Raw genomic sequence first — 26,141 nt, 5'->3', positions numbered from 1 at the left:
TCGGCCCAGATGACCAGGAAGGCGACGCCGACGCACCACAGGGACTCGTAGAGGAAGGTGGGCTGGTAGGTGCCGGGCACCCGCCCGTCCGTCGACGCCGAGGGCGCCATCGACGCGGCTTCGATCCTGAAGCCGATGCTGGCTCGCGGTGAGCTGCAGACCATCGGCGCCACCACGCTCGACGAGTACCGCAAGCACCTGGAGAAGGACGCGGCCCTTGAGCGCCGCTTCCAGCCCATCCAGGTCGCCGAGCCCTCGCTGCCGCACACGATCGAGATCCTCAAGGGTCTGCGTGACCGGTACGAGGCCCACCACCGTGTCTCCATCACGGACGAGGCGCTGGTCCAGGCCGCCACCCTGGCCGACCGGTACATCTCGGACCGCTTCCTGCCGGACAAGGCGATCGACCTGATCGACGAGGCCGGCTCCCGGATGCGCATCCGCCGGATGACCGCGCCGCCGGACCTGCGCGAGTTCGACGAGAAGATCGCGGGCGTGCGCCGCGACAAGGAGTCCGCGATCGACTCGCAGGACTTCGAGAAGGCCGCCTCCCTCCGCGACAAGGAGAAGCAGCTCCTGGCCGCCAAGGCCAAGCGGGAGAAGGAGTGGAAGGCCGGCGACATGGACGTCGTCGCCGAGGTCGACGGCGAGCTGATCGCCGAGGTCCTCGCGACCGCCACCGGCATCCCGGTCTTCAAGCTGACCGAGGAGGAGTCCTCGCGTCTGCTGCGCATGGAGGACGAACTCCACAAGCGGGTCATCGGCCAGAAGGACGCCGTCAAGGCGCTCTCGAAGGCGATCCGTCGTACGCGTGCCGGTCTGAAGGACCCGAAGCGTCCCGGTGGCTCGTTCATCTTCGCCGGCCCGTCCGGTGTCGGTAAGACCGAGCTGTCCAAGGCGCTCGCGGAGTTCCTCTTCGGTGACGAGGACGCGCTGATCTCCCTCGACATGTCGGAGTTCAGCGAGAAGCACACGGTCTCGCGGCTCTTCGGTTCGCCCCCCGGTTACGTGGGCTACGAAGAGGGCGGCCAGCTGACGGAGAAGGTGCGGCGCAAGCCGTTCTCGGTGGTCCTCTTCGACGAGGTCGAGAAGGCCCACCCGGACATCTTCAACTCGCTGCTGCAGATCCTGGAGGACGGTCGTCTGACCGACTCCCAGGGCCGGGTCGTGGACTTCAAGAACACGGTCATCATCATGACGACCAACCTCGGCACCCGTGACATCTCCAAGGGCTTCAACCTGGGCTTCGCGGCCACGGGTGACACGAAGTCGAACTACGAGCGCATGAAGAACAAGGTCTCGGACGAGCTCAAGCAGCACTTCCGGCCCGAGTTCCTCAACCGCGTCGACGACGTCGTCGTCTTCCCGCAGCTCACCCAGGCCGACATCCTCGCGATCGTCGACCTGATGGTGGCCAAGGTGGACGAGCGCCTCAAGGACCGGGACATGGGCATCGAGCTCTCCCAGTCCGCCAAGGAGCTGCTGTCGACCAAGGGCTACGACCAGGTGCTGGGTGCGCGTCCGCTGCGGCGCACGATCCAGCGCGAGATCGAGGACACGCTCTCCGAGAAGATCCTCTTCGGCGAGCTGCGCCCCGGTCACATCGTGGTCGTGGACACCGAGGGCGAGGGCGAGGCCAAGACCTTCACCTTCCGGGGTGAGGAGAAGTCGGCACTGCCGGACGTCCCGCCGATCGAGCAGGCGGCGGGCGGGGCTGGGCCCAATCTGAGCAAGGAGGCGTAGCCCTTCGGGGGTTCGCCGAGTGACGAGTTAGGGGTCGGTGCCCTTTGGGCGCCGGCCCCTTTCTCATGGGCTTGGGTGCGCTGGCTGGTCGTTGATCTCGATGGTCAGGTCGTAGTGGTCCTGCAGCGGGGACAGGTCCAGTGCGGTGCCCGGGACACACTCGATGCTGAGTCGAGTGAGCGAGGGGAACATCTGGGCCAGGTCCGTCGCGGAACTTGCGCGGTCGATGCCTTTGAGGGTGAGATCGCGGATCTTTGGCAGGGGATCGAGGTCCCGAGGTTTGAGCGGAAGTGCCGCATACCTGAATTCGAGGCTGGTCAGCGAAGGGGCCTTGGCGGTCGCCAGGAGGAGCGCGTACACGTTGCAGTCGCCTTGCACGGCGAGCTCTCGTAGAGCGGGCCACTGAGACAGGTTGTTGATCAGCATCTCTGAGTGGCCCATCACCGTGAGCCGTTCGACCGTCGGGTGTCTTGAGGGAATGGGGATGTTGCTGTCGAGCGGGGGGCCAGCCAGAGAGAGTTCGGTTAGCCGGTCCAGTCGTTCCAGGGAGACCAGCTCGGACTTGGTCATCTCGTGGATCTCCACGAAGAGTGAGGTGAGCGGCAGACCTTCCAGAGGGGACAGTTTCCTCACTCTGGGACACCTCCTGAGCCACAGAGAGGCCAGCCCAAGCCCGCGGACAAAGGAGAGGTCGTCCAGCAGGGAGTTGTCGATGATGAAAAGCCCCCTGATGCGAGCACGCGGCAGGAGATCGGCCAGGTCCGCACCGCTGACGGCCATGGTGGCCATGACCATGCCGATGGGACCGCAGTGATGCAATGCCGCGACCATGGCGGGGTTGATCACGATGACTTGGTCGTCCTCAAGGGGCAAATGGGCGAGAACTTCACGGGCGTAGTCCTCTGTGGGAAAACGCGACCACGCGTCCTTGATCAGGTCTCGGACAGTGGGGGAGGCGTGCGTGGCGAACCGCCGGAGCAGTTGCAGGGACGCAGGGTCGCCTACAGCGCGGACGAGTTGGACGAGCCGTATGACTTGGTCTTCGTCCAGCCCCTCCGGACCAGGCACCAGCGGAAGCACGTACGACCCGAGCGATGCCAGCGCGGTGACGCTCGTGGCCTCCAGCGGCCGCAACAACCCCCGCACCCGCTCCGCCACCTCCTCCCGCACTTCCTCCTCCAGCACCACCGCGCTCAGCGCGCAACGGGCCGCCAGCACATGGATGTTGGCGCGCAATGCCCGGTCCTCGGTGCCGTCGCCCTTCTCGATGAGTTGCTCTATCAGGCGGCGGACCTCGCCTCGGTGGCAGTGGCCGATGGCTAGGAGGATGATGTCCTGCCATTCCTCCTCGCCCGCGTGCTGGAGCAACTCGCCCAGGCCGTCGCTCTCCTGGAGTTCCTTCGCCGCCAAGTAGTCCTGGAAGGTGCGGTGGATGAACTGGATGGCCGTCTCGTTGCGCTCCTGGAGCAGGCCGCTGCGGTTGAGGAGGTGGGTGAGGACTGCCTCGGCCGAGCCCTGCTGCTGCACCTGGGGCATGCTCCGCATGGCCAGGGCGATCTGGTGTTCCGCCTGGGCGTGGTTGAACTCGGTGTTCCCGCTGCGGGCGAGCCAGGCCGCGATCCGCTGGAGCAGTTGCTGGTGCTCCTCTACGCCCAGGACTATGCCCTCGGGCGCGCCGACCCGGCGCAGGGTGTCGCGGCCGCCGAGCAGCATGGTGAGCGAGGCGTTGTAGAGGGACCAGCGGGTCTCCGGCAGGAAGCCTCTGCGGCGGCGGTGGAGGGCGCAGACCACGGCGGCCAGGAGTGGGGTGCGGGAGAGGTGGAGGAGGGTCGGGTTGCGCTCCAACTCCTGTTCCAGGGCGCGTTCCAGGGTGTGGAGGTGCTGCTCCTCGACGGCCGCCCGGTGTGCGTCGCGGAAGCCGGCGCATTCGAGGCGGGCGGCCGCGTGCCAGGCCCGGGAGAAGGCCAGGACGTCCTCGTCCCGCATGGGGAGCAGACGCAGTTCCTCGAAGTCCTCCGAGCCGAGCCAGTCGGTGGCCACCGCCAGGGGTCGTACGGTGACCAGGCACCGGTTGTGCGGATACGCCGTCAGGAGATCGGAGAGGCGGCGCCGGGCCTCCTCCCGGTCTGCGGGCGGCACTTCGTCCATGCCGTCGACCAACAGGAGCGCGCGGCCCGCCTCCAGGACGCGGCCGGTCCAGCCGTCGGGGAGCGCGTCGATCTGGAGCTCGGCGACCGTGGCCAGTTCGGGGAGCCGGGGGAAGGCCCTGCCCCGGGCCAGCAGGCTGCGCATGGGGACGACGAAGGGCACCAGGTCGTTCAGTTCGGCGAGTTCGTGACCGAGGGCGCCGCAGGCGGCATGGGAGGCGAGCCACCACACCAGCGTGGTCTTGCCGGCGCCGGCCTCGCCGCGCAGGACGGTCCGAGGGCGGTCCGCGAGCAGGTCGTTGATCCGGCGCGGTACGGACACGGTCTGGGGCAGAGGCGCGTTCTCCCGAGCCTCCCGAGTCTCCCGAGTCTCCGTGGCGGAGATCGCCTCCAGGCTCAAGTACGCCGTGTCCAGATCCCAGTTGGTCTCGGTGGTGCCCAGTTCGTCGAGCCCGAAGATCTCGATCTTCCGGTACCGCGTCTTGAGGGCGCGCGCGTACTGGCGTTCGAACCGTTCGTCCTGGAAGTGGGAGCCCGGCCCGACCGTCTCCAACACCGGTGGGACATGGCCCGGTTCGCTTCCCATCACCTGGCGGGGGAAGTTCGGCGCCTGGAGTATCCGTTCCACGGGGGTCGCCTCGATACGGCGGTGGTCGCGCTTGTCCGGGACCTGGGTGACTATGCCGATCAGCACCGCACCGGCGAACACAGGCGCCCCGGACAGTCCGGCGAAGGGTGACTCGCCCGGCTTCGGTGCGGCCACCGGTGCCCGGTCGAACTCGCACACCAGCGTCGATCTGATCCGCCCCGCCATGGGCAGCACGGTCCCGGTGAGCTGGTCGTACTCCAACTGCTCGTCAGGGCCGAACCGTTGGACCGAGGGGAAGCCGACGACCTGGCAGCCGGGCAGCGGGTCGGAGCCGCCGACGGCTCCCCAGCGCAGCCTCGCCAGCGCCCAGCGGTCCGGGGCGACCAGCTCCTCACCGGTGAGCAGCAGGGCGGTGTCGGTCTCGTCGTCGCGCCACACCACCCGGCTGGGCAGGGGCTGTTCGCTCTCCGGGTGGACCGTGCGGATCCACTCCTTGTTCCGGAGGACGTGCGCGCTGGTCAGCACGAGCCGCGGGGTGAGCATGACGCCGCTGCCCTGCGCTCCGGCCAGCACCACCACGGACCGCTCGACGGCCGAACGCAGGGTCACGGCGTCGTGGGCGCACCGCGTCCGAACGCGTCGACGCTGCCCTCCGTCTCGTTGCGCACCTTCAGAGGCGCGCCTGTCCGTGAGTCCCGTGCCCGCAGGGTGAAGGACACCTTGTGCGTACGGGTGTTGGCGCGCGTGGTGTCCGCGCCCGCGTCGACGACCCAGGCCAGCACCTTCGCGTGGGCCTTGTTCTCCTTGCGGAACTCGACCGTGAACTCCATCTGGATGTCGCCCACTTCGAAGACGACGTCCTGTCCGGTCGAGCGCCGTGCCGCGGTGAGCAGCTCGTCGCGGATGGTCTGTACGGCGTCCGCGAGTTCGACGCGCGGCAGGTCTGTGGCGCTCATGGAATCCCCCTCGGCCCGTCGACGCAGTGGGGCCGGTACCCGAAAGTACCGGCCCCACAGGGGACGCGCCCGGCGATCAGACCAACTGGGGGTCCGGGGCGGGAGTCAGGACAACTGACCGTCGTAGTCCGGGAGTTTGTACGTTTTCTCGGCGTGGCCGCCCGAGAGGTCGGTGGCGCTGTTGCCGACGTTCGCGATGATCGTGTAGCCCTTGGTCTCGATGTCGACGCGCTGGGCGGTCTTGTAGGCGGCGACGTCCTTGAAGAGGTCGAAGAGGCCGCGGACGTAGAGGCCGGAGACCTCGTAGCCGTCGTGTTCGAGGTTGTACTCGGTGGGCAGGTAGATGATGCCCGGGCGGGCCGTGACGAAGAACAGCGAGACGCCGTGCTCCTGGGCGTACTCCGCGACGTCCAGGACCGGCTTGTTGGCCGGCTGCGGCCAGCTGAAGCCGAAGTCGGTCTCCAGGGTGGTGTTGTCGATGTCGAAGACGATCGCCTGCTTCTCGCCCGGCTTGGCTGCGGCGATGCGCTGCTTCAGGTAGGGCAGAGCCTGGTCCATGACCGCCTGGCAGTCCGTCTGCCAGGTCGCGTAGTCGACGTCCTCGGCTGCGGTTGCGGTGCTGGTGGTGGTCGTCGCCGCGTTCGCGGGGGCCGCCAGTGCCACGAGGGCCGAAGCGGAGACGGCGGTGACGGCCAGGCGGCGCGTCCAAGGGCGTCTTGTTGTCATGGGGTCCTCTTCACGTCCGTATGCCGTTGTCTGGTGCATGGTGAGGGGCGCGGGTGGCGTGAGGGGAACCGTAGGGTTACTGGGGGGTAGGTTTCTAGGGGTGTGCGTCACACAACGCTGTACAACTTGGTGACGGCCGGGGTGACGGGGAACTGGGCGAGGACGTCCGCGGGCACCTCGTAGGTGTCCGGGGCGAGGACGATCAGCATGGCGTGGAGGTTGGGGAACAGGGTCGGGATGCTCGATACGTCCTCGGTGCCGGTGAAGTTGTTGAAGCGCAGGCCGGTGATGCCGGGCAGCGGCGGGCCGTCCCAGCCGAACACCTGCCAGTTGAAGCGCAGTCTCCGCAGGGCGGGGAGACGGGTGATCTCCTCGCGGTCCTCGGGGGAGAGGCGCGTGGTGAGGTCCGTGGCCAGGCTCAGTTCGGTGAGGGAGCGGAAGCGGTGGAGGCCCCGAAGGCCGGTGTGCGTGAGGGAGTTTCCGCCGAAGCGCAGGTAGGACAAGGGCGCGTCCGGGCAGAGGGCCTCGTCCAGGGAGTCCGCGAACAGGGCCTGTCCCAGGTCGAGTTGGGTCAGTGTGGTCGAGTGGCGCAACGGGGACAGGGCGCCCGGCCGCTCCAGTCCGGGCATGAGGTCCAGCGACAGGTTGGACAGGGGGAGGCGGGCCAGCGGGGTGAGGTCGTCCACCTCCGGGCACCTGCTGATGTCCAGAGTGGTGAGCCGGTGGAGGGGAATGAGGGCGTTGAGGTCTCGCAGGCTTCTGTTCTCACGGATGACGAGCCCGGTCACCTGGTCGGGATCGAGCGCGGACGGGTCGAGGTCTCCGACCAGTTGCAGGCGCGTCTTCCCGCCCAACTCGGCCAGGATGCGCAAGTGTTCCGCCGAGTGCGCAGTGAAGTAGAGACCTTCCTCGCGCAGTTGGGACACGACCTGCTCGGCATAGCGCCGGGCCGGGAACCGGTGCCAGGTCCAGGTGAGCTGGGAGCGCACCTCTCTGGCCGGGTGCGAGCGGTACCGGGCCAGTGCGGTGGATGAACTCGACGGTGCCGACGGAGGGTTCGCGGAGCAGGCCGCTGCGGACCAGGAGGTGGCGCAGCAGCTCGGCCGCGTCGCCCTGGGGCGCGGCGGCCGGCAGGGCGGGCAGGACGTCGGCGACGATGCGCTCGGCGCGGTCGCGGTCCAGCTCGGACTGGTTGTTGCGGATCAGCCAGTAGGCCAGGCGCTGGAGGAGCTGGATCTGCGGGAGTTCGGTGAGGTGGATGCCGGAGCCGCGGTCGCCCCGCGGGAGCATGTCGCGTTCCGCGTCCCGCCGCGCGAGCAGAATGGACGGGGCCGTGTCGTACAACTGAGGAACGTCGAGTCGTAGCTGAGCAGGCGGAGCAGGTCGTCGCCGCCCGCTTCGGCGAACAGGCGGTCGGCCAGTGCCTCGTGGCCCAGGCGTACGGCCTGCATGTCGTCCAGGTCCAGGTCGCCGAGGGCGAGGAGGGTGCGGCGCAGGGCGTCGGCCACCGCCTCCAGCTCCGCGGTGTCCAGCGGTGCCTCCCGGGTCTCGCGGGCCGCGCGCTCGACCAGCTCCCGGACCAGCTTGCGCAGCTCCCGCCGGCCGAGGGTGCGCCGCTCGCCCCGGAAGGACACCAGCGCCGAGACGCGTACGGGCTTGTCGACCAGGCCGGCGCCCGGACCCTCCCGTAGGAAGAGCTTCTTCACCAGTGGGCCGATCAGGCCGGACGCGAGCCTGGTGCCGATGACCGTCGGATCCACTCGGCCTCCCCCTGAGCCTCGTCGATGAGACAGCAGAGTAGTCCCCGTCACATTCCCAAGGGCCTTGATCTTGTGGGTCGGTGACATGCCGCACAGGCGATTTGTCCGTTACTGCCCGGGGTAGTAGATCGGCTGATCTGGGCAAAAAGGACTTTTGTCCTGGAACCTCTTGGCTGGTTCGTCCGTCGTGGGTGGATTCATTCCCGATGGGGGGTGTGTCAAGGAGTCGGAAGTTTTGGCATGAAGTACTAGCTTCCGTCGTAGATCTTGGGTTTTGGGGTCCGTGGAGGTCGGGGGTACCAAGGGACGGTCCATCCGGCGGCCGTCCGTGTGCCGGGTGGCTTTTCTGTCCCCGTCCCCATGAGGTTTCGATGTCTTCGCGCGTCCCGTTCCGCTCCGCCCGTACGTCCACGCTCCGCACCCGCGCGGCCGTCCTGACCGCCGGTCTCGGTGTGTCGGTCGCGCTGGGCGCCGGGGTCGCGGTCGCCGCCGACGCCACGTCCGCCGTGAACACCACCGCCGCCGCGAGCGGTGTCCAGGCGCAGGCCGCCGCGCAGGCGAAGGCCGCCAAGGCCGCGGCGAGCGCCAAGGCGACCGCCGCGAAGAAGGCCGCCGCGAAGAAGGCCGCGGTGCAGAAGGCCGCCGCCAAGAAGGTCGTCTCCTGGGTCGCGCCGGTCAAGAGCTACACGCTCTCCGCGACCTTCGCCCAGGCCGGCGGCATGTGGCAGTCCACCCACAGCGGCCAGGACTTCGCCGTCGCCAGCGGCACCGACGTCCGCGCCGCGCACGGCGGCACGGTCGTCAAGGCCGGCTCGAACGGCGCCGGCGACGGAGCCGCGTACGGCAACGCCATCGTCATCAAGCACGCCAACGGCACGTACTCGCAGTACGCCCACCTGTCCCGGATCGACGTCAAGGTCGGACAGGTCGTCGCCACCGGGCAGCACATAGCCAAGTCCGGCAACACCGGCAACTCCAGTGGCCCGCACCTGCACTTCGAGATCCGTACGACCGCGAACTACGGCTCGGCGATCGACCCCGTCAAGTTCCTGCGCGCCAAGGGTCTGACCGTCTGACCGGCTGACCGGCTAGGACGGTTCCGCGGCGGGCTTCATGCCCTGGTGGGCCTGGGTCACCATGTCGGTCGCGACCTCCAGGACGGCCTTGCGCTTCTCCTCGGGGGTCGCGTCCAGGTCCTGGATGAAGAACATCCCGGCGTGCAGGGTGAAGATCGCGCTGACGCTGCGGATCTGGTCGACCAGGGCCGCGTCCGGGTCCACGATGATCGCGCGCAGGCCCTGCATACGGTCCTTGAAGGTCTCGCCGACCCGCAGTTCGCGCACGGCCGCCTGGTTCTCCTGCATGAAGCGGAACAGTGGTGCCGCGCCGGCCAGGATCTCGCTGTAGCGCCGTACGATCTCCTGCTTCGTCTCCAGCGTGTGCGGCTGGTGCTTGCCCCACTCGGTCAGGTCGAGGATCGGCTGCGTCAGATCGTCGAAGATGCTGACGAGGATCTCTTCCTTGGTCTTGAAGTGGTAGTACAAGGCCGCCTTGGTGACGTCGAGGCTCTCGGCGATCTCGCGGAGCGAGGTCTTCTCGTACCCCTGCTCGGCGAAGAGTTCGAGCGCGACGTCCTGGATGCGCTGGCGGGTGTTGCCGCGGCGCTGCTGCTTGGTGCCGTCCATGGTGCCAACCATCCTCGCGGTCATCGGGCTCCCTGAAAACTTACCTGGCGGCCTGGTCCTAACTTACTTGCCGCCCGACTAGAAAACTTACTTGACGCCCGGCTAGTTCCGGGTCTACCTTCCTGCAGTGTAGTCAACTAGCCGGGCGGCAAGTAAGTAGCCGGCCGGGGGGATGTACAGGGAAGTACAAGGGGAGTGGCGACAATGGCGGACACACAGACGGTGGACGTGGACACGGGCAAACAGCCCCGCAGCGTACGGGTCGTACTGCTGGCGCTCATGATCACCATGATGCTGGCGATGCTCGACAACATGATCGTGGGCACCGCGATGCCGACGATCGTGGGCGAACTCGGCGGCCTTGAACATCTGTCCTGGGTGGTGACGGCGTACACGCTCGCGACCGCCGCCTCGACCCCGGTCTGGGGCAAGCTCGGCGACATGTACGGCCGCAAGGCCACCTTCATGACCTCGATCGTGATCTTCCTGATCGGCTCCGCGCTCAGCGGAATGGCCCAGAACATGGGCGAGCTGATCGGCTTCCGGGCCATCCAGGGTCTGGGCGCCGGCGGTCTGATGGTCGGCGTCATGGCGATCATCGGTGACCTGATCCCGCCGCGGGAGCGCGGCAAGTACCAGGGCATGATGGCCGGCGTCATGGCGCTCGCGATGATCGGCGGACCGCTGGTCGGCGGCACCATCACCGACAACTGGGGCTGGCGCTGGTCCTTCTACATCAACCTGCCGCTCGGCGTGTTCGCGCTCGGCCTGATCAGCGTCGTGCTGCACCTGCCGAAGAAGCGGGCCAAGGCGGGCATCGACTACCTCGGTGTCATCCTGCTGACCGTCGGCATCACCTCCACCGTCCTCGTCACCACCTGGGGCGGCTCCGAGTACGCCTGGTCCTCCGCGCGGATCATGGAGCTCATCGGGATCGGCGTGGTCTCGCTGGTCGGGTTCGTGTACTGGCAGACCAAGGCCGCCGAGCCGGTCGTGCCGCTGCACATCTTCCGCAGCCGCAACTTCACCCTGATGTCGATCATCGGCTTCATCACCGGCTTCGTGATGTTCGGCGCGACGCTCTTCCTGCCGCTGTACCAGCAGTCCGTGCAGGGCGCGTCCGCGACCAACTCCGGGCTGCTGCTCCTGCCGATGCTCGGCGCGATGCTGGTCACCTCGATGGTGGCGGGGCGCGTGACCACGAACACCGGCAAGTACAAGGTGTTCCCGGTCGTCGGCAGCGCCGCGATGATCGTCGGGCTGTACCTGCTGTCCACGATGGACACCGACACCTCGCGCCTCATGTCCGGTGTGTTCATGGCCGTCGTCGGACTCGGCATGGGCTGCCTGATGCAGATCACCATGCTGGTCGCGCAGAACAGCGTCGAGATGAAGGACATGGGCGTCGCGTCCTCCACGAGCACGCTGTCCCGCACGCTCGGTTCCTCCTTCGGTGTCGCGATCATGGGCGCCCTGTTCAACAACCGGGTCCAGGACGTCATGTCCGAGCGGGCCGGCGCGCTGGGCTCCAAGGTCACCGAGCAGTCGGCGCAGCTGGACGCGGCGAGCCTGGCGAAGCTGCCGGCGGCTGCGCGGGAGGCGTACCAGCACGCGGTCTCCGCGGGTATCCACTCCGCGTTCCTGCTGGGTGCGATCGTGGCCGTGGCCGCGCTGGTGGCGGCGGTGTTCGTCAAGGAGGTCACGCTGCGTGGAGCGGGGCCGGCTGCGCCTAAGCCTGGCGAGGAGGGGGCGGCCCCGGCGCCGCTCGTCGAAGCCGTCTGAGTCCACACACAGTGAGCTGAAGGTCCCCCGGTTGGTGTCCGCCCCGGGGGGCCTTCTTCGTGTTCGGGGGCGGTTTTGTGGGTTCGGGTGCGTCGTCCTGTTCGGGTGCTGCGCCGTTGCCGGGGGCTGCGCCCCCGGACCCCCATCGGCCCGAAGGGCCTCGTCCTCAAACGCCGGACGGGCTGGAAGGGGCGAGGCCCGATTGTCAGTGCCGCCTGTCACCATCGCCGTATGGACAAAATGGCGAGAGGGCGCCTGACCCTGCCGAACCCCCGGAGGACACGGCTAGGGCAGCATCGGATAGCTGCCCGTGTTCGTCGGTGCGTGTTCCGGTAGCCACAGCACCGCTACCGCGCCCTCGGACGGGACGTGGTCCGGGGCGCCCGGGGGGCGGATGTTGCGGAAGGTGAGGCGGGCGCCCATGACTCGGGCCTGGCCGGCGGCGATGGTGAGGCCGAGGCCGTGGCCGTGGCCCGCGCGGTCCGTGCTGCCGGTGCGGAAGCGGCTGGGGCCGTCCGCGAGGAGGCCGGCCGGGAAACCGGGACCGTGGTCGCGGACGCGGATGACGCGGCCCTCGACGGTGACCTCGATGGGCGGCTTGCCGTGTCGTGCCGCGTTGGCCAGCAGGTTGAACAGGACGCGCTCCAGGCGGCGCGGGTCCGTGGTGACCAACGACTCGTGCACCACCCGCACCTCGATGTCCGGGTCCTTCGCCGCCACCCGCCGGGACACGAACTCGCCCAGCACGATGTCCTGCAGTTCGGCCCGCTCGGAGGCCCCGTCGAGGCGGGCCACCTCCAGGACGTCCTCGACCAGCGTGCGCATCGCCTTCGCGCGGTCCAGGACCAGCTCCGTGGGGCGGCCCGGGGGCAGCAGTTCCGCCGCGGTGAGCAGTCCCGTCACCGGCGTACGCAACTCGTGGGCGATGTCCGCCGTCACCCGGCGCTCCGCCTCAAGGCGCTGCTGGAGCGTGTCCGCCATGGCGTCCACCGCGCGCGCGAGGTCGTCGGTCTCGTCCCGCACCACCCCGCCGATCGCGTCCCGCACCCGTACGTCCGTCTCGCCCCTGGCCACCTGGTTCGCCGCGGCCGCCGCCTTGCGCAGCCGGCGCGACAGCTGCCCGCCGATCAGCACGCCGAGCGCGCTGCCGCCGAGGACCACCGCGATGGAGCCGATGACGAGGGCCTGGTCGAGGTCCTTGAGGATGTCGGTGCTGCGGTCGGTGAACCCGGTGTGCAGGGACAGCACATGCCCGTCGTGGACCGGCACCGCCGCCCAGATGTCCGGGACGCCGTTCGCCAGGTCCGTCACGTATGTCGCCCGCCGGCCCTCCGCGACCTTCTCGCGCAGCGCCTTCGGCAGATCCGGGTCGTCGATCCGCACGTTGGGGAAGTTCAGGCGGTTCGACAGCTCGTAGCTGCGCTGCGCGATCCGCACCCGCTCGGCGGCGAGGTCGCGCGCGTTGTCGAGCATCGACACCCGGGCCGCGTTGTGCACGACCAGGCTCAGCGCGACCGCCACCAGCGCGCCGACCAGCGCGATCGCCGCGCTCAGTTTCCAGCGCAGTCCGGTGCGGATGCCGCCCGTGCCGCCGCTCGTGCCACCGGCCGCGTCGCCGCCCGTTCCCGGGTTCCGGAAGATCCCCCGCATGTCCCTGACGTCCCCGCTCAGGCCTTCAACTTGTAGCCGAAGCCGCGGACCGTCTCGATCCGGTCCTGGCCGATCTTCGTACGCAGCCGCTGCACATGGACGTCCACGACCCGGGTGTCGCCGCCCCAGCCGTAGTCCCACACGCGCTCAAGGAGCTTGTCGCGGGACAGGACCGTGCCCGGCGCAGAGGAGAACTCCAGCAGCAGCCGCATCTCGGTCGGCGTCAGCGCCACCGGCTGTCCGGCCCGGCGCACCTCCATGCCCTCGGTGTCGATCTCCAGCTCGCCGAAGGTCAGCACCCCGCCGGCCACCTCCGCGGGCGCCTCCTCGGTCTTGTCGCCGCCGCTCGCGTGCCCGAACCTGCGCAGCACCGCCCGGATCCGCGCGACCAGCACGGCACCGTCGAACGGCTTGGTCACGTAGTCGTCCGCGCCCGCCTCCAGGCCCAGCACCACGTCGATCGAGTCCGCCCGCGCCGACAGCATGATCACCGGCACGGTCGACTCGTCGCGGATCCGGCGGCACAGGCTCACGCCGTCCAGGCCCGGCACCATGACGTCGAGGAGCGCGATGTCGGGGCGCTTGGCCCGGAACGCCTCAAGGCCCGACAGCCCGTCGGGCATGGCGGTGACCTCGAAGCCGTCCCGCTCCAGGGCGAGCTGGGTGGCCTCACGGATGACGTCGTCGTCCTCCACGAACAGGACGTGGGTCTGGTCTGCCATCCCGGTCTTCTCAGCTCTCGTTTCGGTTGGTGGCGTACAGGTGCGGCTGTCAGGTGATCGATCCGAGTGCCGCGAACGGTTCACGGCGCCGGTGCCGGCGTCGCGTCTCCCCCGACCGCGTTGCTGTAGTCGTTGTGCGTGCGGAACTCCTCGGTGAAGCGGCCCGAGCCCCAGCGGTACGTGATCACGTTCTCGCCGGACGGACTCGACACCGGATCGCCCTTCTCGTAGACCTGCTTGGTCACCACCAGGTCGCCGCGGTCTATCTCCGCGTAGACCGGGGGCTCCTCGACCTTGAACACATTCTCGTACCGCCCGCTCACCTCGCGATAGACGTAGCTGCCGATCCCGACCGCGTCGCCGCAGGTCAGTACGTTCACCACGACGTCGTCGGCGCGCCCGCCGGTGAGGTCGCCGTACGAGACGTCGACCGGGTACTCGTCGGCCACGCACGGCTTCAGCTCGCGCTTGACCTCGGTGGCGACCTCGGGATCGTCCTCGACCAGCTTGACCGCGTCCACGCGCGCGGTCGTCGAGGTCGGGCTGGGCGTGGGCGCGGCGGAGACCGCGGCGCCCGCCACCGAGTCCGAGGCACCCTCGTGCGCCGGGCCCTCGTCACGGGCGCCGGTGCCGCCGGTCGCGCAGGCGGAGACGAAAAGGGCGAGGGCGGCGAGCACGACCACCGTCGTGAACGCCGCCTGCAAGGTCCCTCGGCCGGTCAGACCGCGCACCGCTCCCGCTCCTCACGCTCCAGCGCGCGTGCGTCCAGATCGCGGCTCTCCAGCTCCTCCCGGAGCCGGGCGAGCGCCCGGTGCAGCGTGCTCTTGACCGTTCCCGCCGACATACCGAGGGCGGCGGCGGTCTCCTCCGTCGACATCTGCTCCCAGTGTCGCAGGACCACCACACTGCGCTGCTTCGGTGCGAGCACTTTCATGATGTCCATGAGGAGCGCGCGGTCCGCGTGCTGCTCGGTGGAGTCGTCGACGCACGCGTCCGGCAGCTGCTCGGTGGGCACCTCTTCGAGCTTGCGGGCCCGCCACCACTCGGTCCGCGTGTTGATCATGACCCGGCGCAGATAGGCGTCCGCAAGCCGCTTGTCCTCGATGGTCTCCCAGCGGCCGTACGTCCGAACCAGCGCCGTCTGGAGCAGGTCCTGGGCGTCCACCGGATCCGGGACCAGCCGGCGGGCACTGCGCAGCAGCGCGTCCTGCCGGGTGCGGACGTACTCCTCGAACTCGAGCACCTCGCCCTGCGCCATGTCGAACCGCCTTCCGATCCCCGTTTCCGCCGACGTTCGCCGGCGGTCAGTCCGTAGTCGCCCCGGACCTGCCGGGTACGTAGATGAAGCTACGGAGGGGTTGTCACGGGCCTGTCCGAAGCAGCGCGCGGCTGGCAATCGGCTGTCCGTCGGTTGTGTAACAGCCGTAGGGACGGGGTAAGCGGGTGCGGTGATTGGTGGGGGTGTGGGTTGATTTGGGAGTGGTGCGGGCGCGTTACGTCCGTCGTTACGTCGGCTGTCGTGCCGTCGTCACGTCAACGGGAGTCGATACAGACCGCCCGGGAGAGGTTCCACCAGACCGTCCGACACCAGACCGTCCAGTGCCCTCGCCCGCTGTACCGGCTCGTGCCACATCCGGTCCAGTGCCGCCTGCGGCACGGGCGCGTGCGCCTCGCGCAGAACGGCCAGCAGCCGGCCGCGCACCTGACGGTCCGTGCCCGCGTACGTCTGTCCGCGGCGCGGCGGTCCCGCGTGCTCGGGCTTGCCGGCCAGCCGCCACGCGCACTGCGCGGCGATCGGGCAGCGCTGACAGGTCTCGTTCTTCGCGGTGCAGATCAGCGCGCCCAGCTCCATGGACGCCGCGGCCCAGCGGGACGCCGTGTGCTCGTCGTCGGGCAACAGGGCGCGGGCCAGCCTGCGTTCGGCCGCCGTGGTGGCGTTCGGCGGGTACTGGACGCCGGTGACCGCGCGCGCGAAGACCCTGCGCACATTGGTGTCCAGCACCGCGTGCCGCTGACCGTAGGCGAAGGACGCCACCGCAGCGGCCGTGTACTCGCCGATCCCGGGCAGGGCGAGCAGTTGGGCGTGATCGGTGGGTACGTCGCCGTCGTGCCGTTCCGTTATCGCCACCGCGGCCCCGTGCAGGCGCAGGGCGCGGCGGGGGTAGCCGAGGCGGCCCCAGGCGCGGACCGCTTCGCCGGGGGCGTCCGCGGCGAGGTCGGCGGGGCGGGGCCAGCGGGCCAGCCACTGTTCGTAGACGGGCAGGACGCGGTTGACCGGCGTCTGCTGCAGCATGAACTCGCTGACCATCACGCCCCATGGGCCGGCTTCGGGGCGGCGCCACGGGAGGTCCCGGGCGTGCTCCTCGAACCAGTCGATCACGGGGGCGTGGAGGTCGCCGGCGGTCTCTCCGGGGGAGGCGCCGGAGGGGGAGTCCGCGGGGGCGTCGGCGGGGCTGTCGTGTGGGGGCTTCGTGGGCGCAGTCATGGCGCTTCCGATCCTGCCATGGCCTCCGGCGGTTGGGCCGCCGTTGCGCGCGCGGTGCGGGGGTGGGTCGGGGGCGTGGTGGTGCGTCGGCCGCCGCGCGTACGTGGGCGTGCCGGGATGATGATCCGGAAAAGTTGAGGTACTGGCGGCGGGTGGGGCGAGGGAACGTTCCGATCTCTCGTACAGTTTGCGCCGTGGGATCTCTGCGCAATCCGGTCGGGCCGCTTCCCTCCACCATCTACTGGCGTCGGAGGGCCGTACTGCTGTCCGTACTCGCCCTGTTGGCGCTGCTCGTCACGTGGATCGTGACCTCGGACGGCGGGGGCGGGAAGAAGGACGACGACGGGGCCAACGGCAAGACTCCCGCGCCCACGATCTCCGCAGGGCCGTCCGGTTCGGGGCCCGCGATCAGCCAAGCCCCGGGCGGGCGCGACGAGTCGAGCAGCGGAGGCACCGGGGGAAGCGCCGGCAGCGACTCCGGTGGGGGTTCCGGGGACTCCAACGGCAGTGACTCCGGCGGCAGTTCGGGTGACACGGGGTCGGCTTCCGGTTCGGACGGGGGCAGCGGCTCCGGTGGTGGTGTCGGTACGGGTGACACCGTGCCCGTCGATTCCACTCTGCCCAACTGCACCGCCAGTACGGTGACGTTGAGTCTGCGCAGTCTGCACAACAACTACGGCCCTGACGACACGCCTTCGTTGCTGCTCACCGCGAAGAGTTCCGCAAGCAGCGACTGCAAGGTCGATCTCGGGCCCAAGAGCGCGGTGGTGACCATCCTCCAGGGTGGGAGCGCCTACTGGTCCTCCGCCGACTGCCCCAAGACGTCCGGGAGTCTGATGTACCGGGTGCCGGCCGGGAGCAGCGTCACCTACACGGTGAAGTGGGACCGCAAGCCGAGCGCCCCCGAGTGCGCCACGCCGCCGGCCGGGTCCGCGGGGGCCGGGACCTATCTGGTGGAGGTCCAGGCGGCGGGGTACGCCAAGCTTCAGACGTCGTTCGTGCTCGACAACGACTGACGGCGGCCAAGCGGTTGGGGGCTTACGGGTGCCCCCGTCGGGCGTAGCGGTCCGGCGTCAAACGTAGCGGGTCGGCGTCAGACGTAGCGTTCCAGGATCGACGACTCCGCCAGGCGGGAGAGGCCCTCGCGGACGCTGCGGGCCCGGGCCTCGCCCACGCCGTCCACCGTCTGGAGGTCGTCTACGCTCGCGGCGAGGAGCTTCTGCAGGCCGCCGAAGTGCTCGACCAGGCGGTCGATGATGGCTCCGGGCAGGCGCGGGACCTTGGCCAGGAGGCGGAAGCCTCGCGGGGAGACCGCCGAGTCGAGAGCTTCGGGGGAGCCGGTGTAGCCCAACGCCCGGGCCACCGTGGGGAGTTCGAGGAGCTCCGCGTGGGTGAGGGCGTCCAGCTCGTAGAGCGCCTCGTCCACCGTGCGGGAGCGCTTGGCCGTCGGCTCGGGGACATAGTCCCGGACCACCAGTTCGCGCTCGGGTTCCACGCCCGCGATCAGTTCGTCGAGCTGGAGGGCCAAGAGACGGCCGTCGGTGCCCAGTTCGACCACGTACTCGGCGATCTCGGTGGCGATGCGGCGGACCATCTCCAGGCGCTGGGCCACGGCGGAGACGTCCCGGACCGTCACCAGGTCCTCGATCTCCAGGGCGGAGAGCGTGCCCGCGACCTCGTCCAGGCGGAGCTTGTAGCGCTCCAGGGTCGCCAGGGCCTGGTTGGCGCGGGAGAGGATCGCGGCCGAGTCCTCCAGAACGCGGCGCTGGCCGTCCACGTAGAGGGCGATCAGGCGCATGGACTGGGAGACGGAGACCACGGGGAAGCCGACCTGTTTGGAGACGCGGTCGGCGGTGCGGTGCCGGGTGCCCGTCTCCTCGGTCGGGATCGTCGCGTCGGGCACGAACTGCACGCCCGCGCGCAGGATCTTCGACTGGTCCGAGGAGATCACGATGCCGCCGTCGAGCTTGCACAGCTCACGCAGCCGCGTGGCCGTGAACTCGACGTCCAGGACGAATCCGCCCGAGCACATCGCCTCGACCGTCCGGTCGAAGCCGAGCACGATGAGACCACCGGTGTTGCCGCGGAGCACCCGCTCCAGGCCGTCGCGCATCGCCGTGCCGGGTGCCACGGCGCTCAGGGAGGCGCGCATCAGGCCATCGGCACCGGAACTCCCACCGGGCTTCCCGGGAGCTGTTGCCCGGTCGTTGGCTGCCACTGCACTCCTCCGGTCGCAGGTTGCTGGGGCACCGCCGTTCGCACTTCACGTTCGTACGGACGGGCGAGACCAGGGCAAAGTCTACCGGCGGTCCTCCGCGTCCCGTGGGGCCTCTCTCCTACGGGAGCTCGGAAGGACCCTCAGAGCGTCCCCTATGTCCGCGACTTCCAGCACCTTCATGCCGCTGGGGATCTTGCCCGGGTCACCCGGCACGAGGGCGTGGGTGAAGCCCAGGCGGTGGGCTTCGGAGAGCCTGCGCTGCACGCCCGTGACCCGTCTGACCTCGCCCGCGAGGCCGACCTCGCCGATCGCGACGAGGTTCTTCGGCAGCGGGACGTCGCTCGCCGCGGAGGCCAGGGCGAGGGCGATCGCCAGGTCCGCGGCCGGTTCCGAGAGTTTTACTCCGCCGACCGTCGCGGAGTAGATGTCCCGCTTGCCCAGGGCGCTGATCCGGCCGCGCTGCTCCAGGACGGCGAGCATCATCGAGACACGGGAGGTCTCCAGGCCCGAGGTGGTGCGCCTGGGGGAGGGGATCTGGGAGTCGACCGTGAGCGCCTGGACCTCGGCCACCAGGGGGCGGCGGCCTTCCAGGGTGACGGTCAGACAGGTGCCGGGGACCGGCTCCGCGCGGCGGGTGAGGAACAGGCCGCTGGGGTCGGCCAGGCCCGTGATGCCCTCGTCGTGCAGCTCGAAGCAGCCGACCTCGTCCGTCGTGCCGTAGCGGTTCTTGACGCCCCGTACGAGACGCAGGCGTGCGTGGCGGTCGCCCTCGAAGGAGAGCACCACGTCCACGAGGTGCTCCAGGAGGCGGGGGCCGGCGATCGCGCCGTCCTTGGTGACATGGCCGACGAGGAGGGTGGACATGCCGCGCTCCTTGGAGGCGCGGATCAGGGCGCCGGCCACCTCGCGGACCTGGGCCATGCCGCCGGGGGCGCCGTCGATCTCCGGGGAGGCCACCGTCTGCACCGAGTCCAGGATCAGCAGCGAGGGCTTCACCGCGTCCAAGTGACCGAGGACGGCGGCCAGATCGGTCTCCGCGGCGAGATACAGGTGGTCGGCGATGGCCTTGATGCGGTCGGCGCGCAGCCGGACCTGGCTCGCGGACTCCTCGCCGGTGACATAGAGGGTGCGGTGCTCGTCGCTCGACGCCTTGGCCGCCACGTCGAGCAGCAGGGTCGACTTTCCTACGCCGGGTTCGCCCGCGACGAGGACGACCGCGCCGGGGACCAGTCCGCCGCCGAGCACCCGGTCCAGCTCGGGCACGCCGGTCGAGCGGGCGGTGGCCTGGCGGCCGTCGACCTGGCCGATGGGCAGCGCGGACGTGGTGACGCGGCCCGGTGCCGTCGTACGGACCGCGGGCGCGCCGTACTCCTCGATCGTCCCCCACGCCTGGCACTCGGAGCAGCGGCCGAGCCACTTGGCCGTCTGCCAGCCGCACTCGGTGCAGCGGTAGGACGGACGGTCCTTGGCGGTCTTCGTACGGGTGGCCATGACGGAACCGTAACCGGCGGGACTGACAACGCGGCCGCCGACCGGTTCCGGCGACCTCGCTCCGACCGGTCCGACCCGTCCGGCGCGCGGTGCGCGCCCCCGGGATTCGGCCACCTCCTGTCAGGAACAGGCCACGGAATCCGGGGTTCCTGTACCCGATTGAGGGATCGTTTCACCCGTACGGATTAAAAGTGCTCAAGGTGCCGGAAGGGGCCCTCGCGGGCCGCCTACGGTCCACGGATGATGAGCAGCAGTCCGGAGACCTCGCCCCGCACCACCGGCGCGCACCGGGCGCGTCGGGAGGCGCGTGACCGTGCCGCGGCGCGCACGCTGGCGCAGCGGCCGCCCGCGCGCTACGAGCCGTACCTGGACGGGCTGTTCACCTACTGTCTGTCCGTCCTGTGCGACCACGACACGGCCACCGCGGCGCTCGGTGACGTCCTCGCGCTCGCCGAGCGGCGCCGCGGTCCGGAAGCGGACGGCGACCGCCGGGCCTGGCTGTACGCGCTGGCCCGCTGGGCCTGTCTGCGCAAGCTGGCCGAGGCCAAGCAGAAACGTCAGGGCACCCACGCGGCGGGCCGGCACGACGGCCACCGGGAGCCCGCCGTCCCGCTGATCGCCGTCGAGGTCCAGGAGGAGCGGCGGCGCGAACTCGCCCTGCTCGCCTGGCCGGAGGCCGCCGGCACCACCCCGGAGCAGCGCGAGGCGCTCGAACTCGCCGTGCGCCACCACCTCGCCGCCCACGAGGTCGCCGCCGTCCTCGGCCTGGACCTCGCCGCCGCCCGCGAACTGCTCGCCTCCGCCGCCTGCGAGGTCGAGCGCACCCGCGCGGCCCTCGCCGTCGTGGAGACCGGCACCTGCCCGAGCGTCGCCCGGCTCACCGGCGACCACCAGCTCGTCCTCTCGACCGCCCTGCGCAAGGAACTCGTCCGGCACGTCGACGACTGCCCGCACTGCCGCCGCAGCGCCGAGCGCGCGGTCCCCGGCCCGTGGCCCGGTACGACGGTCGCCCCCGCCGAACTCGCCGTCCTGGAAGCACCCCGCGCGGCCCTGCATGTCGCGCTCGCGCATCACCCACGCGCGCGTGGCGCCGCCGCACCCCGTTTCGACCGGCGCGGCTTTCCGATGGACCCCAAAGACCGTGCCGCCCGCCGCGACCGCCTACGCGCGCGTGCCGTCACCACGACCGTCGTCGCCACCGTCGTGGCCGCCCCCGTGCTCGCCCTGTGGGCCGCCTACCGGGGCGATCCAGTCGCCGAGGGCCCCGACGGGCACAACGCCACCGCCAGCGAGGCGCACGGCCCAGGGCTGCTCGACGGCGAGGCGTCCGGCACCGGCTACGAGAACGCCGGCAACGCCAGCACCAGGCCGGGACCCCGCTTCGGCAAGGGCGACCGGCCCGACGTATCGGTGGAGGTCATCAGCGTCACCGGCGCCGGCCGCAAGGGCGCAGGACACCTCGACGTCTCGGCCGGCAACAGCGGCGACACGACACTCGTCACCCTCACCGCGACCGGCTCGGCCCCCGTGCGCTGGTCCGCCACCACGGGCGCCTCCTGGCTCTACCTCAGCCAGTCCTCGGGAACGCTCGCACCGGGCGAATCGTTGACGATCAAGGTGTACGTCGACCATCTGCGCGAGCCGTCCGGCCACTGGAGCGCACGGGTGGCGATCTCACCGGCCGGCGCCGTCGTCTCCATCGACGGCTACGGCACCGCGCCCAGCCCGTCCGACCCGGGTTCCGGCCCCGGTGGCCCCGGCTCGGACCCGGGCGGCCCCAGCGATCCGCCGCCCTCGTCCCACGACCCCGACCCGACTCCGACGGAGTCCTCGGACCCCAGCCCGAGCGACCCGCCGCCGTCGTCGCCCGACCCGGGTCCGACGCCTACGGACACGGCGCCGTCGGACCCGGGCGGCTCGTCGCCCCCGCCCGGTGACGGCGGCGACCCGAGCCCGTCGACGTCGTAAGGCAGGCAGCCCGTCCGTGTCGTAGGGCCTGGCCCGACACCTCGCGTCAGCCAGGCCCTGTCACCTCAGCTCAGCCCGCTCAGCCCGCTCAGTCCACCGGGTCCGCGGGATGCGGTGCCAGCAGCGGCAGCTGTGAGGCCAGTCGCTGCTCGCACAGTTCGACCAGGCGGTCGTAGCCGGCCTTGCCCATGAGCTCGGTCAGCTCGGGCCGGTAGGAGACGTAGACCGGGTCGCCCGCGCCGTGCGCCGAGGTGGCCGACGTGCACCACCAGTGCAGGTCGTGGCCGCCCGGACCCCAGCCCCGGCGGTCGTACTCGCCGATGGAGACCTGGAGGATGCGCGTGTCGTCGGGCCGGTCGATCCAGTCGTAGGTCCGCCGCACCGGCAGCTGCCAGCACACGTCCGGCTTGGTCTCCAGCGGTTCGAGGCCCTCCTTGACCGCCAGGATGTGCAGCGAGCAGCCCGCGCCGCCGGCGAAGCCGGGCCGGTTCTGGAAGATGCAGGAACCCTGGAAGGGACGGGTCTGGCGCTCGCCGTCCTCGTCCTCGGAGACCCAGCCGCTCTCGCGGCCCACGTCGTGGTGCTGCCAGATGTCCGGGGTGAGCCGCTCGACGAAGCCGGCGACGCGTTTCTCGTCGTCCTCGTCGGAGAAGTGGGCGCCCAGCGTGCAGCACCCGTCGTCCGCGCGGCCCGCCTGGATGCCCTGGCAGCCACTGCCGAAGATGCAGTTCCAGCGGGAGGTCAGCCAGGTCAGGTCACACCGGAAGATCTGCTCGTCGTCCGCGGGATCGGGGAACTCCACCCACGCGCGTGCGAAGTCGACCCCCTTCTCGTCGGCGGCCAGGGCTTTCTTCGCCGCCTTCGACATTTTTCCCGTCGACTTGTCGGCCTTTGCCTTTTTCGTCTTTGGCACGAGACCAGCGTAAGGCGCGGAGGACGGCATCGAGGACGGAGGACCGTTCAGCTGGCAGTAGCGTTCTGTACATGAGACTCGGTGTCCTCGACGTGGGATCGAACACGGTGCATCTGCTGGTCGTCGATGCGCACCCCGGCGCGCGCCCGCTGCCCGCGCACTCGCACAAGGCGGAGCTTCGCCTTGCCCAACTCCTCGACGAGGACGGGGCGATCGACCCCGAAGGCGTGGAGAAGCTGATCGCGGTGGTCCGGGAGGCCGTGCAGGCGGCCGAGGACAAGGGCGTCGAGGAAATGCTGCCCTTCGCCACGTCCGCCGTGCGCGAGGCCAGCAACGCCGACGACGTCCTCGCGCGCGTGCAGGCCGAGACCGGCGTCGAGCTCCAGGTCCTCACCGGTGCCGAGGAGGCCCGGCTGACCTTCCTGGCGGCCCGCCGCTGGTTCGGCTGGTCCGCGGGCAAGCTGCTCGTCCTGGACATCGGCGGCGGCTCCCTGGAGATCGCCTACGGCATCGACGAGGCGCCCGACGCGGCCGTCTCCCTCCCGCTGGGCGCCGGCCGCCTCACCGCGGGCTGGCTCCCCGGCGACCCCCCGGACCCGGACTCCATAAGGGCGCTGCGCCGTCACGTACGGGCCCAGATCGCCCGCACGGTCGGCGAGTTCACCCGCTTCGGCGCCCCCGACCACGTCGTAGCCACGTCAAAGACCTTCCGCCAGCTGGCCCGCATCGCCGGCGCGGCCCGCTCCACCGAGGGCCTCTACGTCCAACGCGAACTGAAGCGCGAGTCCCTCGAAGCCTGGGTCCCCCAACTCACCGGCATGACGGCCCACCAACGCTCCGAACTCCCGGGAGTCTCCGAGGGCCGAGCGAGCCAACTCCTCGCGGGCGCCCTGGTGGCCGAGGGCGCGATGGATCTGTTCGGGGTGGAGACGGTGGAGATCTGCCCGTGGGCGCTCAGGGAAGGCGTGATCCTGCGGCGACTTGACCGGATGCGTCCGGTTTAGGTGCCTTGCTGGGGGTGCGGGATGGTGTCGATATGCGTTCAGTACAGGTACCCAAGGGGCACGGGGCCGCGTCGATGTGCGTTCATTGCACGTCCCTAAGGGGCGCGGGGAACTGCGCGACAAGCCACAACGCACCCGCAGCCGCCTATGGCGAACCCCACAACGGCCAATAGCCGCCCCGCCCCACCCACCCGCACGACGTAATCTGTCCCCCATGGCGGAGCCAGTCGTGAGGATCCCGGATGCGAAGGTCGCCCTGTCAACGGCCTCGGTGTACCCGGAGTCGACAGCGACCGCCTTCGAGATCGCCGCGCGCCTCGGCTACGACGGCGTCGAGGTCATGGTGTGGACCGACCCGGTCAGCCAGGACATCGAGGCACTGCGCCGACTCAGCGACTACCACCAGGTCCCGATCCTCGCCGTACACGCCCCGTGCCTGCTCATCACCCAGCGCGTGTGGTCCACCGACCCCTGGATCAAGCTCCAGCGAGCCCGCGCGGCGGCGGAGAAACTGGGCGCGACCACCGTGGTCGTACACCCCCCGTTCCGCTGGCAGCGCCAATACGCGCGGGACTTCGTGACCGGGATGTGGCGCATGGCCGACGAGACAGATGTGCGGTTCGCCGTAGAGAACATGTACCCCTGGCGCTACCGCGACCGCGAGATGCTGGCGTACGCCCCCGACTGGGACGTCACCAAGGACGACTACCGGCACTTCACGATCGACCTCAGCCACAGCGCGACCTCCCGCGTCGACGCGATGGACATGGTCGACCGCATGGGCGACCGCCTCGGCCACGTCCACCTCGCGGACGGCAAGGGCTCGGCCAAGGACGAGCACCTCGTCCCCGGCCGCGGCTCGCAACCCTGTGCCGAACTGCTGGAACGTCTCGCCCTGACCGGCTTCGACGGCCATGTCGTCATCGAGGTCAACACCCGGCGCGCGATGTCCAGCGCCGAACGCGAGGCCGATCTCGCGGAGGCGCTGGCCTACACGCGCCTGCATCTCGCCTCCGCGGTGAAGGTGCCCCGACGGTGACCGAGGCCACCTCCCGGCGCCGCGGCCGGCGTCCGAACACGGAGTCCGCCGACACCCGCGACCGCATCCTGACCGTGGCCCGCGAGGAGTTCTCCGCGCGCGGCTACGACAAGACGTCCGTACGGGCCATCGCCAAGGCGGCCGGCGTGGACTCCGCGCTGGTGCACCACTACTTCGGCACCAAGGAGCAGGTCTTCGAGGCGGCCATCGCGGTCGCCCTCGCGCCCGCCGCCAACGCCCCGGAGGCGGTGGCCGACGGCCCCCTGGAGGACGTGGGCGAGCGCCTGACCCGCTTCATCTTCGGTGTCTGGGAGAACCCCGTCACCCGTACGCCCCTGCTGGCGATCGTCCGCTCGGCCGTCAACAACGAGGCCGCGGCCACGGTCTTCCGCCGCCTTGTCGTCTCCCAGGTGCTGGGCCGGGTCGCGGCCCAGCTGGAGGTGCCGGACGCGGAGCTGCGGGCCGAGCTGGCGGGGGCGCAGCTGGTGGGGTGCGCGATGCTGCGGTACGTCATCAAGGTCGAGCCGCTGGCGTCGGCGGACGTGGAGCAGGTCATCGCCCGGGTGGCGCCGGTGGTGCAGGGGCATCTGACGGGGCCCTGACCGGGCCGAGCCCCTCTCGACGCCCTCGGCAACCGAGACAGTCGTCCCGCATTCCGGACACCGCGTCCCGACCCCTGGATGACGGGCGTACGCTCGAATGCAGTCAGAAGTCTCTTACGACCGTCTCTGAAGTCTCTGACGACCGTCTCTGAAGGAGCGAGCGACGATGCCCGAGCTGAGGTCCCGCACAGTCACCCACGGCCGCAACATGGCGGGCGCACGCGCCCTTATGCGCGCCTCCGGTGTACCCGGCGCGGACATCGGCCGCAAGCCGATCATCGCGGTCGCCAACTCGTTCACGGAGTTCGTCCCCGGGCACACTCACCTCCAGCCGGTCGGCCGCATCGTCAGCGAGGCGATCACCGCCGCCGGAGGCATCCCGCGCGAGTTCAACACGATCGCCGTCGACGACGGCATCGCGATGGGCCACGGTGGCATGCTCTACTCCCTGCCCTCCCGCGACCTGATCGCGGACAGCGTGGAGTACATGGTCGAGGCGCACTGCGCGGACGCCCTGATCTGCATCCCACCTCAACACCGGCTTCGCGGACGGGACACGCTGATGGACGAGGACCTGCCGCCATCGGCACCTGGGCGCACGGCCGGGCCGGGCTCGGCGGGGTGGTCAGCAGCTCGGCGCTGAAGCGCGCGTACCGCGACC

20 protein-coding genes and 5 pseudogenes are annotated in these 26,141 nt (G+C 70.2%); 10 read left to right on the top strand and 15 right to left on the bottom strand.

The genetic code is table 11. From position 1 onward, the window contains the following. Nucleotides 1-101, bottom strand: a pseudogene (locus tag ACWDR3_RS37440) (prolipoprotein diacylglyceryl transferase); the annotation flags it as partial. Between ACWDR3_RS37440 and ACWDR3_RS37435 the strand changes: the two are divergent. Then, a pseudogene (locus tag ACWDR3_RS37435) lies at nucleotides 97-1,743 on the top strand (ATP-dependent Clp protease ATP-binding subunit); the annotation flags it as partial. The pseudogenes ACWDR3_RS37440 and ACWDR3_RS37435 overlap by 5 nt on opposite strands. A gap of 63 nt (nucleotides 1,744-1,806) precedes the next feature. Here the strand turns inward: ACWDR3_RS37435 and ACWDR3_RS37430 are convergent. The 5 genes and pseudogenes from ACWDR3_RS37430 to ACWDR3_RS37410 form a co-directional block, all read right to left on the bottom strand. Continuing rightward, complete coding sequence (locus ACWDR3_RS37430) at nucleotides 1,807-5,088, bottom strand: NACHT domain-containing protein (RefSeq protein ID WP_450357036.1); 3,282 nt, start codon at nucleotides 5,086-5,088, stop codon at nucleotides 1,807-1,809. Next, entirely contained in the window at nucleotides 5,085-5,435 is a 351-nt protein-coding gene (locus tag ACWDR3_RS37425; RefSeq protein WP_450357035.1) for a trypco2 family protein, read from the bottom strand. Before ACWDR3_RS37425 ends, ACWDR3_RS37430 begins: the two co-directional genes overlap by 4 nt. Before the next feature lie 105 nt (nucleotides 5,436-5,540). Then, a complete protein-coding gene (locus ACWDR3_RS37420; RefSeq protein WP_450357034.1) occupies nucleotides 5,541-6,161 on the bottom strand; it encodes an HAD family acid phosphatase in 621 nt (206 codons plus the stop codon). Nucleotides 6,162-6,268: 107 nt separating this feature from the next. Then, nucleotides 6,269-7,150, bottom strand: coding sequence for a hypothetical protein (locus ACWDR3_RS37415; RefSeq protein ID WP_450357038.1), 882 nt, complete (start codon nucleotides 7,148-7,150; stop codon nucleotides 6,269-6,271). Between the two features lie 31 nt (nucleotides 7,151-7,181). Continuing rightward, nucleotides 7,182-7,921, bottom strand: a pseudogene (locus ACWDR3_RS37410) (NACHT N-terminal Helical domain 1-containing protein); the annotation flags it as partial. Between the two features lie 371 nt (nucleotides 7,922-8,292). Here ACWDR3_RS37410 and ACWDR3_RS37405 point away from each other — a divergent pair. Then, the gene (locus tag ACWDR3_RS37405; protein ID WP_450357033.1) at nucleotides 8,293-8,997 is read left to right on the top strand and encodes a M23 family metallopeptidase; all 705 of its coding nucleotides are present in this window, start codon (nucleotides 8,293-8,295) and stop codon (nucleotides 8,995-8,997) included. Between the two features lie 12 nt (nucleotides 8,998-9,009). Here ACWDR3_RS37405 and ACWDR3_RS37400 read toward each other — a convergent pair whose 3' ends face one another. Continuing rightward, nucleotides 9,010-9,618, bottom strand: coding sequence for a TetR/AcrR family transcriptional regulator (locus ACWDR3_RS37400; RefSeq protein ID WP_450357037.1), 609 nt, complete (start codon nucleotides 9,616-9,618; stop codon nucleotides 9,010-9,012). Nucleotides 9,619-9,810: 192 nt separating this feature from the next. On the opposite strand from ACWDR3_RS37400, the gene ACWDR3_RS37395 reads away from it, so the two are divergent. After that, complete coding sequence (locus ACWDR3_RS37395; protein WP_450357032.1) at nucleotides 9,811-11,388, top strand: MDR family MFS transporter; 1,578 nt, start codon at nucleotides 9,811-9,813, stop codon at nucleotides 11,386-11,388. A 285-nt stretch (nucleotides 11,389-11,673) separates the two neighbouring features. Here the strand turns inward: ACWDR3_RS37395 and cseC are convergent, their stop codons facing one another. From cseC to ACWDR3_RS37370, 5 genes are all read right to left on the bottom strand, one after another. After that, complete coding sequence (gene cseC, locus ACWDR3_RS37390; RefSeq protein WP_450357031.1) at nucleotides 11,674-13,038, bottom strand: two-component system sensor histidine kinase CseC; 1,365 nt, start codon at nucleotides 13,036-13,038, stop codon at nucleotides 11,674-11,676. A gap of 17 nt (nucleotides 13,039-13,055) precedes the next feature. Next, a complete protein-coding gene (gene cseB / locus ACWDR3_RS37385) occupies nucleotides 13,056-13,760 on the bottom strand; it encodes a two-component system response regulator CseB (RefSeq protein WP_450357030.1) in 705 nt (234 codons plus the stop codon). An 80-nt stretch (nucleotides 13,761-13,840) separates the two neighbouring features. Beyond that, the gene (locus ACWDR3_RS37380; RefSeq protein ID WP_450357029.1) at nucleotides 13,841-14,491 is read right to left on the bottom strand and encodes a hypothetical protein; all 651 of its coding nucleotides are present in this window, start codon (nucleotides 14,489-14,491) and stop codon (nucleotides 13,841-13,843) included. Further along, nucleotides 14,479-15,018 carry a SigE family RNA polymerase sigma factor gene (locus ACWDR3_RS37375; protein ID WP_450357028.1) on the bottom strand — a complete coding sequence of 180 codons (540 nt, stop codon included), beginning with the start codon at nucleotides 15,016-15,018 and terminating at the stop codon, nucleotides 14,479-14,481. Before ACWDR3_RS37375 ends, ACWDR3_RS37380 begins: the two co-directional genes overlap by 13 nt. A gap of 270 nt (nucleotides 15,019-15,288) precedes the next feature. Continuing rightward, nucleotides 15,289-16,245 carry an A/G-specific adenine glycosylase gene (locus ACWDR3_RS37370; RefSeq protein ID WP_450357027.1) on the bottom strand — a complete coding sequence of 319 codons (957 nt, stop codon included), beginning with the start codon at nucleotides 16,243-16,245 and terminating at the stop codon, nucleotides 15,289-15,291. A 194-nt stretch (nucleotides 16,246-16,439) separates the two neighbouring features. Here ACWDR3_RS37370 and ACWDR3_RS37365 point away from each other — a divergent pair, with 194 nt between their 5' ends. Beyond that, on the top strand, nucleotides 16,440-17,261 hold the full coding sequence (locus ACWDR3_RS37365) for a hypothetical protein (RefSeq protein WP_450357026.1): 822 nt from the start codon (nucleotides 16,440-16,442) through the stop codon (nucleotides 17,259-17,261). A 77-nt stretch (nucleotides 17,262-17,338) separates the two neighbouring features. Here the strand turns inward: ACWDR3_RS37365 and disA are convergent, their stop codons facing one another. Continuing rightward, complete coding sequence (gene disA, locus ACWDR3_RS37360; RefSeq protein ID WP_450357025.1) at nucleotides 17,339-18,463, bottom strand: DNA integrity scanning diadenylate cyclase DisA; 1,125 nt, start codon at nucleotides 18,461-18,463, stop codon at nucleotides 17,339-17,341. A gap of 81 nt (nucleotides 18,464-18,544) precedes the next feature. Further along, nucleotides 18,545-19,954 carry a DNA repair protein RadA gene (gene radA / locus ACWDR3_RS37355; protein WP_450357024.1) on the bottom strand — a complete coding sequence of 470 codons (1,410 nt, stop codon included), beginning with the start codon at nucleotides 19,952-19,954 and terminating at the stop codon, nucleotides 18,545-18,547. A 240-nt stretch (nucleotides 19,955-20,194) separates the two neighbouring features. Here radA and ACWDR3_RS37350 point away from each other — a divergent pair, with 240 nt between their 5' ends. Next, nucleotides 20,195-21,922 carry a BACON domain-containing protein gene (locus ACWDR3_RS37350; protein ID WP_450357023.1) on the top strand — a complete coding sequence of 576 codons (1,728 nt, stop codon included), beginning with the start codon at nucleotides 20,195-20,197 and terminating at the stop codon, nucleotides 21,920-21,922. Nucleotides 21,923-22,010: 88 nt separating this feature from the next. On the opposite strand, the gene ACWDR3_RS37345 is transcribed toward ACWDR3_RS37350, so the two are convergent. Then, nucleotides 22,011-22,835: a hypothetical protein gene (locus ACWDR3_RS37345; protein WP_450357022.1), complete on the bottom strand. Its 825-nt coding sequence runs from the start codon at nucleotides 22,833-22,835 to the stop codon at nucleotides 22,011-22,013. Nucleotides 22,836-22,906: 71 nt separating this feature from the next. Between ACWDR3_RS37345 and ACWDR3_RS37340 the strand changes: the two genes are divergently transcribed. From ACWDR3_RS37340 to ACWDR3_RS37320, 5 genes and pseudogenes are all read left to right on the top strand, one after another. Continuing rightward, the gene (locus tag ACWDR3_RS37340; RefSeq protein WP_450357021.1) at nucleotides 22,907-23,839 is read left to right on the top strand and encodes a Ppx/GppA phosphatase family protein; all 933 of its coding nucleotides are present in this window, start codon (nucleotides 22,907-22,909) and stop codon (nucleotides 23,837-23,839) included. Between the two features lie 214 nt (nucleotides 23,840-24,053). Continuing rightward, complete coding sequence (locus ACWDR3_RS37335) at nucleotides 24,054-24,878, top strand: sugar phosphate isomerase/epimerase family protein (RefSeq protein ID WP_401718596.1); 825 nt, start codon at nucleotides 24,054-24,056, stop codon at nucleotides 24,876-24,878. Further along, nucleotides 24,875-25,480, top strand: a complete 606-nt coding sequence (locus ACWDR3_RS37330) for a TetR/AcrR family transcriptional regulator (protein ID WP_450357020.1) — start codon at nucleotides 24,875-24,877, stop codon at nucleotides 25,478-25,480. The genes ACWDR3_RS37335 and ACWDR3_RS37330 overlap by 4 nt, the downstream gene beginning before the upstream one ends. A gap of 166 nt (nucleotides 25,481-25,646) precedes the next feature. Beyond that, nucleotides 25,647-26,006 (top strand): annotated as a pseudogene (locus ACWDR3_RS37325) (dihydroxy-acid dehydratase domain-containing protein); the annotation flags it as partial. Next, a pseudogene (locus tag ACWDR3_RS37320) lies at nucleotides 25,997-26,141 on the top strand (gluconokinase); the annotation flags it as partial. The pseudogenes ACWDR3_RS37325 and ACWDR3_RS37320, both read left to right, overlap by 10 nt.

The sequence above is a fragment of the Streptomyces sp. NPDC001002 genome (assembly GCF_053599215.1).
This window is presented reverse-complemented; position numbering and strand designations above follow the sequence as displayed.

Coding starts and splice junctions, on each gene's coding strand:
- ACWDR3_RS37425 (WP_450357035.1), bottom strand. CDS start 5,435: ATGAGCGCCACAGACCTGCCGCGCGTCGAACTCGCGGACGCCGTACAG.
- ACWDR3_RS37420 (WP_450357034.1), bottom strand. CDS start 6,161: ATGACAACAAGACGCCCTTGGACGCGCCGCCTGGCCGTCACCGCCGTC.
- ACWDR3_RS37405 (WP_450357033.1), top strand. CDS start 8,293: ATGTCTTCGCGCGTCCCGTTCCGCTCCGCCCGTACGTCCACGCTCCGC.
- ACWDR3_RS37400 (WP_450357037.1), bottom strand. CDS start 9,618: ATGGTTGGCACCATGGACGGCACCAAGCAGCAGCGCCGCGGCAACACC.
- ACWDR3_RS37395 (WP_450357032.1), top strand. CDS start 9,811: ATGGCGGACACACAGACGGTGGACGTGGACACGGGCAAACAGCCCCGC.
- cseC (WP_450357031.1), bottom strand. CDS start 13,038: ATGCGGGGGATCTTCCGGAACCCGGGAACGGGCGGCGACGCGGCCGGT.
- cseB (WP_450357030.1), bottom strand. CDS start 13,760: ATGGCAGACCAGACCCACGTCCTGTTCGTGGAGGACGACGACGTCATC.
- ACWDR3_RS37375 (WP_450357028.1), bottom strand. CDS start 15,018: ATGGCGCAGGGCGAGGTGCTCGAGTTCGAGGAGTACGTCCGCACCCGG.
- ACWDR3_RS37370 (WP_450357027.1), bottom strand. CDS start 16,245: ATGACTGCGCCCACGAAGCCCCCACACGACAGCCCCGCCGACGCCCCC.
- radA (WP_450357024.1), bottom strand. CDS start 19,954: ATGGCCACCCGTACGAAGACCGCCAAGGACCGTCCGTCCTACCGCTGC.
- ACWDR3_RS37350 (WP_450357023.1), top strand. CDS start 20,195: ATGATGAGCAGCAGTCCGGAGACCTCGCCCCGCACCACCGGCGCGCAC.
- ACWDR3_RS37340 (WP_450357021.1), top strand. CDS start 22,907: ATGAGACTCGGTGTCCTCGACGTGGGATCGAACACGGTGCATCTGCTG.
- ACWDR3_RS37335 (WP_401718596.1), top strand. CDS start 24,054: ATGGCGGAGCCAGTCGTGAGGATCCCGGATGCGAAGGTCGCCCTGTCA.